13 protein-coding genes are annotated in these 14,348 nt (G+C 62.4%); 3 read left to right on the top strand and 10 right to left on the bottom strand.

Annotated elements, in window-relative coordinates; genetic code table 11:
- Positions 1 to 2: 2 nt before the first annotated feature.
- From NZ453_RS00380 to NZ453_RS00420, 9 genes are all read right to left on the bottom strand, one after another.
- A complete protein-coding gene (locus NZ453_RS00380; RefSeq protein WP_263768267.1) occupies positions 3 to 1,997 on the bottom strand; it encodes a heme lyase CcmF/NrfE family subunit in 1,995 nt (664 codons plus the stop codon).
- 60 nt (positions 1,998 to 2,057) lie between these two features.
- On the bottom strand, positions 2,058 to 2,537 hold the full coding sequence (ccmE, locus tag NZ453_RS00385; RefSeq protein ID WP_263768268.1) for a cytochrome c maturation protein CcmE: 480 nt from the start codon (positions 2,535 to 2,537) through the stop codon (positions 2,058 to 2,060).
- Positions 2,534 to 2,806: a heme exporter protein CcmD gene (gene ccmD, locus NZ453_RS00390; protein ID WP_263768270.1), complete on the bottom strand. Its 273-nt coding sequence runs from the start codon at positions 2,804 to 2,806 to the stop codon at positions 2,534 to 2,536. The genes ccmE and ccmD overlap by 4 nt, the downstream gene beginning before the upstream one ends.
- Positions 2,807 to 2,808: 2 nt before the next feature.
- On the bottom strand, positions 2,809 to 3,501 hold the full coding sequence (gene ccmC / locus NZ453_RS00395; RefSeq protein WP_263768628.1) for a heme ABC transporter permease CcmC: 693 nt from the start codon (positions 3,499 to 3,501) through the stop codon (positions 2,809 to 2,811).
- Positions 3,502 to 3,695: 194 nt separating this feature from the next.
- Positions 3,696 to 4,364 (bottom strand): heme exporter protein CcmB, encoded by a 669-nt coding sequence (gene ccmB, locus NZ453_RS00400; protein ID WP_263768272.1) that lies wholly within the window; start codon positions 4,362 to 4,364, stop codon positions 3,696 to 3,698.
- Complete coding sequence (gene ccmA, locus NZ453_RS00405) at positions 4,361 to 5,005, bottom strand: cytochrome c biogenesis heme-transporting ATPase CcmA (RefSeq protein ID WP_476746429.1); 645 nt, start codon at positions 5,003 to 5,005, stop codon at positions 4,361 to 4,363. The genes ccmB and ccmA overlap by 4 nt, the downstream gene beginning before the upstream one ends.
- 87 nt (positions 5,006 to 5,092) lie before the next feature.
- Positions 5,093 to 6,457 carry a sigma-54-dependent transcriptional regulator gene (locus NZ453_RS00410; protein ID WP_263768276.1) on the bottom strand — a complete coding sequence of 455 codons (1,365 nt, stop codon included), beginning with the start codon at positions 6,455 to 6,457 and terminating at the stop codon, positions 5,093 to 5,095.
- On the bottom strand, positions 6,450 to 7,892 hold the full coding sequence (locus NZ453_RS00415) for a sensor histidine kinase (protein ID WP_263768278.1): 1,443 nt from the start codon (positions 7,890 to 7,892) through the stop codon (positions 6,450 to 6,452). The genes NZ453_RS00410 and NZ453_RS00415 overlap by 8 nt, the downstream gene beginning before the upstream one ends.
- Positions 7,889 to 8,920 carry a substrate-binding domain-containing protein gene (locus tag NZ453_RS00420; RefSeq protein WP_263768279.1) on the bottom strand — a complete coding sequence of 344 codons (1,032 nt, stop codon included), beginning with the start codon at positions 8,918 to 8,920 and terminating at the stop codon, positions 7,889 to 7,891. Before NZ453_RS00420 ends, NZ453_RS00415 begins: the two co-directional genes overlap by 4 nt.
- A 628-nt stretch (positions 8,921 to 9,548) precedes the next feature.
- On the opposite strand from NZ453_RS00420, the gene NZ453_RS00425 reads away from it, so the two are divergent.
- The 3 genes from NZ453_RS00425 to NZ453_RS00435 are packed head-to-tail and all read left to right on the top strand — an operon-like array spanning position 9,549 to position 12,278.
- Positions 9,549 to 10,553: a cytochrome c3 family protein gene (locus NZ453_RS00425; RefSeq protein ID WP_263768280.1), complete on the top strand. Its 1,005-nt coding sequence runs from the start codon at positions 9,549 to 9,551 to the stop codon at positions 10,551 to 10,553.
- Positions 10,546 to 11,160: a cytochrome b/b6 domain-containing protein gene (locus NZ453_RS00430; protein ID WP_263768281.1), complete on the top strand. Its 615-nt coding sequence runs from the start codon at positions 10,546 to 10,548 to the stop codon at positions 11,158 to 11,160. The genes NZ453_RS00425 and NZ453_RS00430 overlap by 8 nt, the downstream gene beginning before the upstream one ends.
- 47 nt (positions 11,161 to 11,207) lie before the next feature.
- On the top strand, positions 11,208 to 12,278 hold the full coding sequence (locus NZ453_RS00435; protein ID WP_263768282.1) for an ethylbenzene dehydrogenase-related protein: 1,071 nt from the start codon (positions 11,208 to 11,210) through the stop codon (positions 12,276 to 12,278).
- A gap of 83 nt (positions 12,279 to 12,361) precedes the next feature.
- Here NZ453_RS00435 and NZ453_RS00440 read toward each other — a convergent pair whose 3' ends face one another.
- The gene (locus NZ453_RS00440) at positions 12,362 to 14,332 is read right to left on the bottom strand and encodes a bifunctional 5-dehydro-2-deoxygluconokinase/5-dehydro-2-deoxyphosphogluconate aldolase (RefSeq protein ID WP_263768283.1); all 1,971 of its coding nucleotides are present in this window, start codon (positions 14,330 to 14,332) and stop codon (positions 12,362 to 12,364) included.
- Positions 14,333 to 14,348 lie beyond the last annotated feature (16 nt).

The following is a 14,348-nucleotide window of genomic DNA, read 5'->3' on the forward strand; positions in this document are numbered from 1 at the left end:
TCTTACGCCTTCGCTTGGTCCGCGACGCCGGCAACCGGTGCCGCCGCGCGGGCTGCCAGACGGTAGCGCCGATCGGAGAGGGCCAGGATGCCGCCAAGGGCCATCAGTACGCAGCCGCCCCAGATCCAGTCCACGAACGGCTTGTGATAAACGCGTACGGCCCAAGGGCCGTCGGGCCGCGCCCGATCGATCGGCTCGCCGAGCGAAACGTACACATCGCGCAGGAATCCGGTGTCGATCGCCGCCTCGGTCATCGGCATCGCCGAGGAAACGTAGCTTCGTTTCTCCGGATGCAATACGCGCAGCACGCGGCCCGAGCGCTGCAACTCGACGTCCCCGACCAGGGCCGTGTAGTTCGGCCCCTCCTCGGTGCGTACGCCGCCGAAGCGGAACGTGTATCCGCCGACCTCGACCGTATCGCCGATGTCCATCCGCACGTCCTTCTCGGCTTGGTAACCGCTGACCAAGGCCACGCCGACAACGAAAACCGCGACGCCGATGTGGGCCAGGTGCATGCCGAGAAAGCTCCTCGGCTGTTGGCGACAAGCCGCCATGAACGGGCGGCCCGCCCGTGTCGACTGCACACGGACGACGAAGTTGAGACCGGCGGTAGCTACGATCCATACGGCGAGTACGAGGCTGAGCGCAACGAGTGGCTTCCACTCGCCCATCAGCAATGGCGCGGCACCGCCGACTATGGCAGCCGAAACGAACGCCCAGCGCAGCGTCCGCGACAACTCGGCAATACTGGCGTTTTTCCAGCGAGCGAATGGAGCGACACCGATCAGGAACAGAACCGGGATCATCAGCGGCGCAAACACCGAATCAAAGTACGGCGGACCGACGGAGAGTTTGCCGAGACCAAGCGCATCGATGACGAGCGGGTAGAGCGTACCGAGCAATACCGACGCGCAAGCGACGACGAGCAACACGTTATTGGTGAGCAGGAACGACTCGCGCGAGACGAGTCCGAAGCGCCCTCCCAGGCCGACCTTGGGCGCCCGCCAGGCGAACAGCACAAGTGAGCTGCCGATGACGACGACGAGGAAAGCGAGGATGAAGATGCCGCGCCGCGGATCGGTCGCAAACGCATGCACCGACGTCAACACCCCGGAACGGACGAGGAACGTACCGAGCAGCGACAGCGAGAACGCAGAGATCGCCAGCAGCACCGTCCAGTTCTTGAACGAGCCGCGCTTTTCGGTCACTGCCAGCGAGTGCACAAGCGCCGTGCCTAGCAGCCAGGGCATGAACGACGCGTTCTCGACCGGATCCCAGAACCACCAGCCGCCCCATCCCAGTTCGTAGTACGCCCACCAGGAGCCGAGCGCAATGCCGAAGGTCAGGAAGACCCACGCGGCCGTGGTCCACGGCCGGGACCAGCGCGCCCAGGCGGCGTCGAGTTGCCCTGAGAGCAGCGCCGACACGGCGAAAGCGTAGGCCACCGAGAAACCGACGTAGCCCATGTACAGCATCGGCGGATGAATGACGAGGCCCGGATCCTGCAACAGCGGATTGAGGTCGCGCCCTTCTTCCGCCCCGGGCAGCAAGCGGTCGAACGGATTCGACGTCACCAGAATGAAGAGCAGAAATCCTGCAGTGACCAGCCCGAGGACGCCGAGAACCCGCGCCACCATCGCGTCCGGCAATTGGCGCGAGAACGCGGCCACCGCCAGCATCCACAACGCGAGCATCATCACCCAGAGCAGCAACGACCCTTCGTGGCCGCCCCAGACGGCCGCCACGCGATACGGCAGCGGCAACAACGAATTCGAGTGTTGAGCGACGTAAAGCACCGAGAAATCGTTTTGCACGAACGACGCCGTCAAACATCCGAAAGCCACGGCAATCAACAACGTCAATGCGCTGGCCGCCGGGCGTGCCAGCGCAATCCAGCGCAACTGCCGTCGATGTGCGCCAACGAGTGGCAGCACGCCTTGCACGACGGCAACACAGAAGGCGACGATCAGGGCGAATTGACCCAGTTCAGGAAGCATCGCGAGACCTCATGCGATTGAAGTTTTCGTCGCGCGCCGACTGCGCCATGCCAAGCCCGTTCACTGACGCACCGTCTTTGCGGTGGCTTCGACGGCCGCCTTGTTGGCCAAAGCGCGTGCATGCGCGTCCCCCACCGCTTTCGCGGCTTCCGGCGGCATGTAATTCTCGTCGTGCTTGGCCAGCACCTCGCTGGCGACGAAAACGCCGTCATCGCCCAGGCGACCCTGAGCAACGGCCCCTTTCCCCTCCTTGAACAGGTCGGGGAGGATGCCTTTGTAGGCGACGGTCATGTCCTTCTCCGTATCGGTGACGACGAAACGCATCGTCACGCCGTCGACTTCACGGCGCAGCGAGCCTTCCTTCACCATGCCGCCGATGCGAAATGGCTTGCCCTTAGGCGCTTCACCGGCCGCTACCTGCGTCGGCGAGAAGAAGAAGACAAGATTGCTTTGAAACGCATTGAGGACGAGAGCGGCGATAACGCCCAATACGGCGAGTCCCCCCAGGATCAACGCCATGCGCTTGTGCCGTGTTTTCACGCTTTACTTTCGGAATTGCTTGGTGTGCCCGGCGTGCTTGGAACGCCGAGTCGGTTCTGAGTTTGTCGGACGGTCGCCCGCCCGCGCTCGGATTTTTCGGCGCGGAACTGCCGCCGCAGGCGAGCCAGTAACTGCCTGTGACCTTTCACAATTAGAAGAGGTTCCGCGACCATCGCCACCGCCATGACGATGAACGAGCCCCATACATACACGCCGTGCGTGCCCATGGCGATGAATTCGGCGAAGCTATTCCAGTACATCCAGTCCATGTTCACGCCTCCGCCGCTTCGCCGCGCGCGATCTCGGCACGCACCCATTCGGTGTTTCGCTCGCGTTCCAGCATGATCGTGCGCACGCGCATCAGCGCCACGGCAATGGCGTACATCCAGCACGCGAGAGCACAGAACAGCATTCCCCACAACATCGTCGTCGCCATCGACGGCGACTTCGTCAGGCTCACCGACGATCCCTGGTGCAACGTGTTCCACCACTTGACCGAGAAATAGATGATCGGAACGTTTACCACACCGACCAAGGCCAGGACGGCGCTCGCGTTGTCGGCTCGGCGCGGATCGTCGATGGCCGAGCGCAGTGCGATGAAACCGACGTAGAGAAAAAGCAGGATTAGTTCTGAGGTCAGCCGCGCGTCCCAGACCCACCACGTGCCCCACATCGGCTTGCCCCACAGGGCACCGGTCCATAGCGAGAGGAAGGCGAACAGCGCCCCCGTGGGCGCGAGTGCCTGCGCCATCATTCCCGACAGGCGGAAGTTGAAGGCCAGCCCGAGCCCGGCCCAAAAGGCCATCACAACATAGATGAACATCGACATCCACGAGGCCGGGACATGCAGAAAGATGATGCGGTAGCCCTCGCCTTGTTGCGCGTCGGTCGGCGCGACGAGAAACCCGATGTAGAGCCCGATCACGCCGAACACCGCCGCGAGTACCCAGAACCAAGGAATCATGCGGCCCGCCAGCGGATAGAACGCCTGTGGGCTTGCAAATCGATACCAGTTGATCAGCCGGTTGCTCACGTCGTTACTCTCCAGTCACTGCGCGGTCGACCGCGTGCGCAGCCCGCCCGTCGCGCAGGGGTCGAAACATGCCCTAGCTCCCCGGGGCAGCAGGAGCATCCTTTTCAGGCGGTCGGTCGCGGCACTCATTCCAAAGCGATTCGCAAGGCCGCAGCCGTCGGCCACGGTGCGAAAAACACGCCGCCGAGCGCGAGAGCGCCGAGCAGCGAAAGATGGGCGTCCGAAGCCATTCCCGTCGCCACGGCGTCCACGGCGCCGGCGCCAAATATCAGCACGGGAATATACAGCGGCAGCACCAGCAGCGACAGCAGCACGCCGCTCCCGCGCACACCAAGCGTCAAGGCCGCGCCGATGGCGCCGATTCCGGACAGTGCCGGCGTGCCGATGAGGAGTGACAGCGTGAGCGTCTTCAAACCATCGGCTGGCAGATCGAACTGAAGCCCGAGCACCGGAGCAAGCAAGGCGAGCGGCAATCCGCACACCAGCCAATGCGCGACCACCTTACCGATCACCGTCAAGCCCAGCGGTTGCGGCGCGAGCAGCAATTGTTCGAGCGTACCGTCGCGCAGATCATCGGCAAATAGCCGCGGCAACGAGAGCATCGTCGCCAACAACGCGGCCACCCACAGAACGCCGGGAGCAAGCGTGCGTAGCAGCTCGGGCTGCGGCCCGACACCGAGCGGAAACAGGCTGACGACGATGATAAAGAAGAACAGGGCCGAAACGACGTCGGAGCGCCGCCGCATGGCGAGACGCAAATCGCGGGCGACGATGGCGCGGACGAAAGCGATCATGTCGTCGCGCTCCCGCCAGTCGACAGATCACCCAGAACCAACTCATGCGTGGCGCCGGCCGCGATCGGTACCGCCTGATGCGTCGTCAGAACGGCGAGACCGCCGCGCTGCAGGTGCGCACCGATCAATCCGGCGACAAACTCGACGGCCGCCACGTCGAGGGCGACGAAAGGCTCATCGAGCAGCCAGAGGAGCCGGCGCTCGCCGACGAGGCGCGCCAGCGCCACGCGTCGCTTCTGCCCTTGCGAGAGGTAGCGGCAGGCGAGGTCGGCGCGTCCAGCGAGGCCGAGCTGTTCGAGCGCGTCGATGGCCGCATCCTCGTCAAGCGTTTCGCCGACGAGCCGGGCGGTGGCCAGCAGGTTCTCGAGCGGCGTGAGGTCCTCCTTGATGGCATTCGGATGCCCCAGATAACAGAGCTCGCGCCGATAGTCGTCGGCCTGGCCCCGAATCGGCGCGCCGCGCCAGCGGACTTCGCCCGCCATCGGCGTCGATAGCCCGCAAAGCATACGCAGCAACGTCGTCTTGCCAGTCCCGTTGCCGCCCTGCAGGTACAGAAGCTCACCCGCACCGAGGCGAAAACCGACGTGCGCGAACAGGCGCCGTTCGCCCCGCACACATTCGAGATCGATTGCTTCCAGCAAGCCGTCCATGGGATCAAAAGCGTCGAATCAGGGCCGCATTATGCACGGGAAGCCGGTTTTCCTTCACGGCATCAGCACATGACGGGCTCATTCATTCTCCCCGAGATCACCGCCAGTGTTGCGGATTCCAAGCTTCTTCATCTTCTGCCAGAGGTTCTTGCGGCTGATCTTCAGCGCCGCCGCGGTCTCCCCGATCCGGTTCTGATGATGATGCAGCGCCCCTTCGATATGCCGCCGTTCGCACGCCTGCAAGTATTCGTTGAGCGAGTCTTCTTCGCTGCCGGATTCGTCTTCCACCTCGTCAGCCCCGAATTCATCGCCGAAGATCAGTTCGCCGGTCAACGTCGCTTCACCTGACAGGATGCAGGCACGCTCCAGCATGTGCTTGAGCTCGCGTACGTTGCCAGGCCACGGGTATTCGAACAACGCCTTCTCGGCCGAGTGCGACAGGTTGCGTCGATCGCCATGCTCAGCCGCCCACGCGTCGAGCATGCGGCGTGCAAGCCAGAGGATGTCCTCTTTGCGCTCGTGGAGCGGCGGAATATGCAGGTGCACGACATGGACGCGGTAGTAGAGGTCTTCGCGGAAACGCCCCTCCTCGACCATCTTCTTGAGATCCTGATGTGTCGCACAAACAAGCCGGATCGAGACCGCGACCGACGCCTCCGAGCCGACACGAGTGACGCGGCGCTCTTGGATCGCCCGCAACAACTTGACCTGCATGATCGGCGACATTTCACCGATTTCGTCGAGAAAGAGCGTCCCGCCATCGGCCTGCTCGAATACGCCCTTCTTGTCGCGCACCGCGCCCGTGAAGGCGCCCTTGACGTAGCCGAAAAGCTCGGCTTCGAGCAGCGTCTCGGTCAGGGCCCCACAGTTCACGGCAACAAAGGGCTGCTGCCCGCCAGGATCGCCCAGCCTGTGTAGTGCGCGGGCCACCATCTCCTTGCCGACGCCCGACTCGCCGGTGATCAGCACGGAACCCGAAGCTTGCGCCAAGCGCGGCAGCATGGCTTCGATCGAGCGCATGCTGCCCGAGATGCCGAGCGTCGGCTCGCCGGTCGCCGGCGGCCGGGCGCGGGTACACAATTCTCGGATCGTCTGCAGCAGGGCGTGGATGTCGAGCGGCTTGGTCAGATAGTCGTGGGCACCGAGCTTGAGGAGGCGCACGGCACGGTCCACCGTGCCGTAACCGGTGACAAAAACGAAGGGCGGCAGCGTTCGACCGGCCTCCTTCAACTGCACGAAGAGATCTTCGCCGCTGACATCAGGCAACCGGATGTCGCAGATCGCCACGTGGTAGCGCTTGTGCGTCAACGCCTGCATCGCAGGATGCCCAGCCATATGCCAGTCGCAAGCGAATCCTTCGAGCGCGAAGCGTTCGACCAGGGCCTCGCCCATGATCGGGTCGTCCTCGATCAAGCAGATCCGGTACGGAACAGAATCAGTCATGCGGCACCTCGAACGGAATGGTGACGGCGACGCGCAGGCGATCGCCGTCTCGCGTGGCGGATATCTTTCCGCCGAGTTGATGGACAATCTGGTACGTCACCCAGAGACCGAGGCCATGGCCTCCGTCGCTGAGCGAGAAGAACGGTTCGAAGAGATGCGGAATGGCGTTCTCGTCCGGAATCCGACCACCGTTGCTGACGCCGACCTGCAGCCGCCCCTCCCCATTCGTCACCTGGAAAACGACGCTCTGTTCCGACTCCGAGGCTTCGATCGCGTTCAGCAGGAGGTTGATGAGGATCTGGCGCACCAAAGTGGCCGGCAGCGCGGCCTCACCGCGGACCGCGTTTCTCGATTCGAGGCGCAAGGCTTTTTTCTCGGCAGGTGGCGCCACGAGCATCAGGACGTCTTCGACGTCCTTGGCCGCGAAGTTGCGGCTCTTCACCTTCGCTTCGACGAGCAGTGCGCCCACCGTATCCTTGATCTGCGTCAGGCCACGTTCGATCAGATCGATCGTCTTCATCGTGCGCGCGTCGACGTCACCATGCAGCTTCAACGTATCGATCGCAGTCAACATACCGCCGAGCGGGTTGTTGATTTCGTGCGCCATGGCGGCTGCCAGCCGCCCAAGCGCAGCGAGCCGTTCGGATTGGACGACTTGCTTCTCCATTGCCTCGTGCGAGCGCAATTCGGCGAGCATCTGGTTGAAGACGGTGAACAACTGGCCGAGTTCGTCGCCGTAGTTGTAGAGCTCGGGATTGATGTTGGGTGGCAGGCGTTTACCGACCTCACTCATGCGTTCCGTCAGGTGTGCCAAGGGCATCGCCAGACGGCGCCCCCAATACCAGCTGATCGGCAGCAGCAAACCAAGCACCGCGAGCCCTGCGAGCAGGCCCTGCCAGGCAATGGCGTAGAAGCGGGGACGGAAGTCGTTTTTTGCCACAGTGATGATGAGCGTTCCGAAGTGCACGCGGTCGTCGGCGATCGGAGTCAAGACATAGAGGTGCCCGGAATCGGACATATCAACGGTTTCGCCGCGCGTCGTTTTGATCTTTTCAGCGAGCGCGACGAAATCGGCGCCAAGATCGCGCAAGGGTGTAAGCACCGGCGCGCGCTTCGGTTCCGAAGCGACGAAGATGTTCAGTGCGTTGTCGACGACGAACAAGGCCTCGGCCTTCACAGATTGGGCCCCCGGTGCGCGCCCTGCCGGCGCACGCACCGTCTCGAAGGCATGCCAGACGTCGTCGTGCAACATATCCTGAAGCAGGCTGGGCGCCATCGCGCGCCCCAACGTTTCGGCATTTACGCGCAGATCGTCGCGAAGCGCGCCGTACGCCGCGAGCATCAATGCTGTTGCCACGCCAAGCGCCGAAACGATGATCAACGCGGCACCGAGCAGCGGCAGTTTGACCCGAAAACTGAGGTCGAGCAGTTTCACAAGTCCCCCACCGCATAGGGAAGCCGCGTCACACTTTCGTAGAGCTTCGGACTGCCCGGGATGAAGCCGTCGATGTTCAATTGCCGCAGCAGGCTGCGGCCTTCCTCGTCGCCGCTCATGCCGGTCAATACCGCGCGCATTGCCGCCGCCTCTTTCTTGTCCACCCCGGCGCTGGCCACGATCGGCGGGAAACCGTATTCCTCGGAGCGCGTCACGATCCGTGTGCGCGCGGTCAATTCGGGTTGAATACGAGCCACCGTGTCCCAGACGAAACTGTCGATGGAACCGCCATCCGCAAGCCCTTCGGCAACGGCAACGATGACCTTGCGGTGCGACGACGTGAAAAAGGTCTTGCGGAAGAACCGGTTCTCGTCTTTGCCCGCCTGGCGCAAAACGAAGCGGGGAACGACGTAGCCGGTGTTTGAGTAGAGATCGGCGTAGGCGAATACCTTGCCTTCGAGATCGAGCAGCGATTGCGTCTGCGTGTCCGACGCCGGCACGATGAGGTAGGCACGGTAATAGGGGCGCCCTTGATACAAGGGAACCGCCAACAGACGCGCGTAGCGTCTCCGTTCGAGATAGGCGTACGGATACGTGGACACCCAGGCGAAATCCAGCCGCCGTTGGCGAACGAGATCAATCGTTTCCCGATAGCTGTTGCGCGAGACGAATTCGACGTGGCGTTGCAGCTTGCGCTCCAAGTAGGCCCGCCAGTCGTCGAGCACGCCGTACTGATCGTGGACGATCGCCGGCGTGATGCCGAAGCGGATCGGCTGATCCGGAACATCGATCTTCTCTTCGGCCACGGCTGGCACCGCAAGAAAAGCGAAGATCACAAGCCACGCTTCGAGGATGTGCGCAAATGCGCGGCCATGCCGTACTTGCTTTGAACGCCATGTCGCGAACATCTCCACACACCTGCGGCAACGTCCAGCGGCCACGTTGTGCGACGTCCCCCAACCGGCTGGATGACGCCGAAAAGCGCCCGCCACGAAGGCCTGGATTTCTAGATCTGAAGTCGGGCTCATCGTCGGCTCCGAGATTCTGCGTTGGGGGACTGCAAGCCCGGGTTGGTTACCGGCCGGTAACCTTATTGTGCCCATTTTCACCCGATGTGGCGAAACGGTAACAACCCGCGCACTCGCGTGTTTGAGCCAGCCACCCGCTACTGCCTGATTCCCCATGAATCTCGTTCTTTCATCTGGACATGGCCGCCCAACTCCAGCGAGGCGCCTTGCGAGCCTTGGCAGGCTCATATAAGCCGTAGCTGCCCTGCCACGACATGGAAGGCAGCGCAATTTCCATGCCGCTTCCCTTTTACCGCGGCGTGTTTAGAGAGCTGATAACTTGGCCCGAGCCCCCAGCCAAGGTCTCGATTCTGATCTGCGTCGCGAAGGGACGCCGTTGTCTTTGACCCATAACGTACACCAGTGTTACCCACCGGTAACGCGGTGGCGCGCGGACCTTGGCCCGTCCAGTCGCGCCAGCCGTCATCGACGAACGGCACATAGAAACACATCTATTGGAAACAATGCGTTAGGCGGATTCCGCGAGAGGAATCCACTCACCCCTCGCCGCTTTCCAGCTAATGGTATGGATGTTGCGGAGGGTTGCCCATCAAGAAACCGGTCTCAACCGGCGTCGTGTGGGGGGACAATGCGGGCGTTTCATAACACCGTTCTCAGGTTCGCCGCATGCATCGCGATGATGCTGCTCGCTTCGTTCGTGCCTGCCGCTGCGTTGGCTCAGGAAAAGACCAGCGCGTTGATGACACCCGAACTGCTCGAAAAAGTCCGGCGTGCTAATAACGAGTGTTTCGCCTGCCACTCGGAAGAGGGTGTGAAAAAACCACCGCGCGCAGACCTCGATATCACCAAGCTGCGCCCCTTGGCTCACGACCCGAAGGTTTTCAACGGATCGAACCACGGGTTGATGGAATGCACGCAATGCCATGGCCAAGGCTACACCGAGTTCCCGCATGCCGCGGATGCGCGTGAGTCGATCAGCGCCTGCGAGGAGTGCCACGCCGCCAAGGTGCTGCGCATCGAGAAGCAGCTCGATGCGTCCGTCCATGCCACGCGGGTGAAGGATAAGTTCACCTGCAGCACATGCCACGACCCTCATGTCGACTTGATTGCCTCCACGCTGATCGACCCGCGCAAGATCGTCGCTCAAGACAATCAGCATTGCCTCGATTGCCACGACTCCGAATTGGAGTTCGCGAAGTTTGCTCCCGATGACGAGCAAACCTCCACCAAGAAGAAGCGCCCGGACATCGACAAGATCCACGAGTGGCTGCCCAACACCCGCGTGCACTGGCAAGCGGTGCGCTGCGTCGAGTGCCACACGCCGGCCACCAAGACCCTCTCGCACGAGATCGTGAACAAGGAGAAAGCCGAGCGTCAGTGCCTCACCTGCCATAGCGCCAGCAGCTCATTGACCACGCGGCTCTATCGGCACCTGGCCAAGGAAGAGCAGGAACGGCTGGGTTTCGCCAACAGCGTGATCCTGGCGAGCTCGTACGTGCTGGGTGCGACGCGCCATCCCTGGCTCGACCGTCTGATCGTCGGCGCCTTCGCCGCCATGCTCCTTGGACTTCTGATCCATGGCCTCGCCCGGATCGTCGCCCGTATCGTGCGCAGGAAGAAGAATCATGGCTGAGCGTGAGTACCTGATTTCCCCCTGGATCCGCATCTGGCATTGGACCAACGCGGCGCTGATCCTCGTCCTCGGCACGACGGGCATCAGCCTCCACTTCGCCGACCCGAATTTGCCCTTCGTCGAGTTCTCGCTGGCGGTCCGCGTCCACAACATCGCCGGGGTCACGCTCGCCGCCGCGTATGCTTTCTTCGTAATCGCCAACATCGTGACTGGCAACTGGTGGCAGTTCGTACCCAAACCGCCCGGCATCGTGCCGCGTCTGGTGGCGCAGGCACGCTGGTACGCCTTCGGCATTTTCCGCGGCGACCCGCACCCGCACTCCCCGACAAAAGACGAGCACTTCAACGTCCTGCAGGCGTTGACCTACTGGAGCGTCATGTACCTGTTGATGCCACTCATTATTCTCAGCGGGCTCATCTATCTCTATCCGCAATTCGCGCCCGACAAGATGTTCGGGTTCGACGGACTGCTGCCTATCGCCATGCTGCACTACCTGTCCGCGGCAGCCGTGCTGCTCTTCATGCTCTCGCACATCTATCTCGGCACGACGGGCAAGACGGTCGGGGCCATGTTCAAGATGATGTTCACCGGTTGGCACGAACACTAACAAGCCACGTGCCGGCTTCCATGTCTTTTAACGCAGGAGGGAACCAAATGATCAGCATCCGGAATTCAATCGCATTGGCCGTCGGCGCCGCACTGGCATGTTCCGGTGCGCTGGCACAGGACAAGAAGGAAAAGCCGAAGGCCTTCAAGCCCATCCCTGTCGTAGCCGTCAAGGCGGCAAGCGTGCCCAAACTCGACGGCGTAGCGGACGATGCGGTATGGAAAGACGCTCCCGTAACGAACGTCAAGGCCGTCAAAGGCGCCAACTTCAAGGACAACCAGGGGAATACCCAGGCAACGATTCAGGCCGTCTACACCGCCGATACGTTATTCCTGCTCATCACCTACGAAGACCCGACGCTTTCGGTACGCCGCAGTCCGTTCGTCAAGAAAGCGGACGGCACCTGGGAAAAACTCAAGGACCCGGACGACAAGGGTGGCGACAACAATAAATTCTATGAAGACAAGATGGCCCTCATCTGGAATATCGACGACTCGATCTTCGGCTTCAATGAGCGCTTTTCGTGCCAGGCGGCTTGCCATGCTGGCGAACCCGGCAAGCCGTATGGCAACAAATACACGGGCGATGACGGGGAGATGGGCGACATCTGGCACATGAAATACGTGCGCACGGGCGCCATCGGTCAGGTTGACGACCAGTACCTCGACAATACGCCGTTCGACCCAAAGACAGCGCCGGAGGCCGGCCGCAAATCGGACCCGAAGACGGGCGGCGGGTATGACGATATCAAGCTCGTGAACGGCAAGCCCGAGTTCATGAGCAAGGACGGCAAGCCGGCAAACGCGGGAGGGACGTATTGGCTAAAAGCCGAGGACAAGGTGCCGTTCGACGACTCCAAATTCAAGGCTGGCGACGAAGTGGCATCGATCATCATTGCCCCCTTCACCGGAGACCGCGGCGAGATTGCCACTGGGGCAAAATGGGCCAATGGCAAGTGGACGATCGAGATATCCCGCAAGCTGGTGACAGGTTCGAAATTCGACGTCAACTTCAAGGATCTGGACAAGACCTATGGCTTCGGCATGGCGCTCTTTGACAACGCGCAGGTTCGCCACGCGTACGTTCAGGAACCCCTGCATCTGCAGTTCAAGAAGTAAGGCGTAGTATAGGTCGCGCTGCCTGATCCAAATCAGGCAGCGCGGTTAGCGGGAGGTAGAGTCAGCCGTGGCGGAGACGATGCTCAGCGCGGAAACGCCGGCCCCTGTCCGCGCGGCGGCCGGCGCCGCGAGCGGATGCGCTGCCAAGCGATGATCAGCTGCTCGAAGCTGTCACAGCAACGGTCGATCAACCCCTCATCGTCGATTTCTCCCATCAGCCAGGCCCGGGTGGGGTCCTGGAAGATGCTGCGCCCGACGGCGAAGCCGCAACAGGTGCGGCTGTCCTTGGCTTCTTCAAAAGACGCGATCAACTGTTCGATGGGCGCATTCAGACCGAGCATGACGACGCCGCGGCTATACGGGTCGCGCGACTCGATCAATTCGTCGATGCGAGCCCACTGCTCGGCTGAGGTCGGCGGCAGCTTCCACCAGTCGGGATGGATGCCCAGGTTATAGAAGCGCGTCATCGTGCGCAGGATGGTATCCGGGTCGGACGGCAAGCCCTTGGCGGGGATCAGTTCAAGGAGCAGTTCGTGCCCGCTCTCGTTGGTCGCCTCGCACAAGGTGCGCACCTGGCTTTCCTGCGCCAGCCGGCGCTCCGGCAGATCGTCCGGGTGGTAGAAGATCAGGCACTTGACCACCTGTTCCTTGGGCCAGTGCACGAGCACCGAGCCGATCGAGCTGCCGAGCTCGAAGATGACGGGGTTGGTTCCCGGTTGCTCGACCGGCCGCCCCAGCCACCAGCCGCGCCCGGTCGCCGCGTGCAGCGCGTCTTCACCATACTGATCGTCGATCAGGGCGCCGAGACTTCCGTACAAGCCGAGACGGCGTTCGGTGCGCGCGACGGTCTCGACGAGCAGACGCTTCAGCGGCCGGAGCCGCGTTTCCGGAACGCCGAGCTGGCACGCCAGATCGTAAAGTTGGCTGCGATGGTCGAACGCGAAAATAAAGACGTCGTTCCAGATATGCCGTTTGGGCGTTACGTGGTGCAGCCAATTGAGCGTGCTGTCGTTCGCCGGCTCGGTGAGCACGTCGACGTGTTCAAGGAAGTAGTCGAGCTCTTCCTTGGTCGGCATCGCGGGCGCGCAGGCATGGCGCGAAACGACCAGTGCCCCTGCGGCATTGGCACGCCGGCAACAGATGTCGTAATCGAGTCCGCGCAACCAACCGGAGAAGAAGCCAGCGAGGAAGGCGTCGCCGGCACCCAGCACATTGAGCACCTCGACGCGCGGGCTGGGGACCGAGAAAGCGTCCTCAATGCGATCGGGAACCTCGCCTTCGACGATCGCGCAACCGAGCGGGCCAAGCTTGACGATGAGCGTCGCGGACGTCCGCCGTCGCACTTCGCGCAGGGCCGGAATCAGCTCGGCAACGCCGCCGGCGATCTCGAACTCTGCCTCCGTACCGACAATGAGATCGAAGTGCCCGAGAATTTCCTGTAGCCGGGTCGTGACCTCCCGGCTCGGGATATACCGCGTTTCCCCATCGCCCGGCGTCGTCAGGCCCCACAGCACGGGGCGGTAATCGATGTCGAGGATGGTGCGTACATTGTGCCGATGCGCGTACTCCAAGGCACGCAAGCTGCCCGCGCGCACCAGCGCCTTGGAGAAATGGGTGCCGGTGATGTGCAGAGCCATGCAATCGGCGATGAAGGACTCGTCGACGTCCTCGGGGCAGAACGCCATGTCGGCGCAGTTGTCGCGGTAGAACAGAAGCGGAAAAGTCTGCCGGTCCTTGATGCCGAGGATCGCAAGCGCCGTCATGCGCGCCGGGTCAACCTTGATCTGGGAAACGTCGCAGCCTTCGTCGGCGAGCGTCTTGACCAGAAAGCGGCCCATCTGCTCGTTGCCCACGCGGGTAATCATCGCGCTGCGCAGGCCGAGCCGGGCGCAGCCGAAGGCGACGTTGCCGGACGAGCCGCCAAGATACTTGGCGAACGACGAGGCGTCCTCGAGGTCGCATCCGTATTGGTTGGAATAGAGGTCGACGGCGAGCCGGCCGATGGAAACGACTTCGTGTTTCCGGCCTTTCGCGAATACGGTCGGATTCTTCATAGGATCTGATACCTGC

Origin of the sequence: Propionivibrio soli (genome assembly GCF_025770765.1) — a bacterium.
Classification (GTDB): domain Bacteria; phylum Pseudomonadota; class Gammaproteobacteria; order Burkholderiales; family Rhodocyclaceae; genus Propionivibrio; species Propionivibrio soli.

Coding starts and splice junctions, on each gene's coding strand:
- NZ453_RS00380 (WP_263768267.1), bottom strand. CDS start 1,997: ATGCTTCCTGAACTGGGTCAATTCGCCCTGATCGTCGCCTTCTGTGTT.
- ccmD (WP_263768270.1), bottom strand. CDS start 2,806: ATGGACTGGATGTACTGGAATAGCTTCGCCGAATTCATCGCCATGGGC.
- ccmC (WP_263768628.1), bottom strand. CDS start 3,501: ATGATTCCTTGGTTCTGGGTACTCGCGGCGGTGTTCGGCGTGATCGGG.
- ccmB (WP_263768272.1), bottom strand. CDS start 4,364: ATGATCGCTTTCGTCCGCGCCATCGTCGCCCGCGATTTGCGTCTCGCC.
- NZ453_RS00410 (WP_263768276.1), bottom strand. CDS start 6,457: ATGACTGATTCTGTTCCGTACCGGATCTGCTTGATCGAGGACGACCCG.
- NZ453_RS00420 (WP_263768279.1), bottom strand. CDS start 8,920: ATGAGCCCGACTTCAGATCTAGAAATCCAGGCCTTCGTGGCGGGCGCT.
- NZ453_RS00425 (WP_263768280.1), top strand. CDS start 9,549: ATGCGGGCGTTTCATAACACCGTTCTCAGGTTCGCCGCATGCATCGCG.
- NZ453_RS00430 (WP_263768281.1), top strand. CDS start 10,546: ATGGCTGAGCGTGAGTACCTGATTTCCCCCTGGATCCGCATCTGGCAT.
- NZ453_RS00435 (WP_263768282.1), top strand. CDS start 11,208: ATGATCAGCATCCGGAATTCAATCGCATTGGCCGTCGGCGCCGCACTG.
- NZ453_RS00440 (WP_263768283.1), bottom strand. CDS start 14,332: ATGAAGAATCCGACCGTATTCGCGAAAGGCCGGAAACACGAAGTCGTT.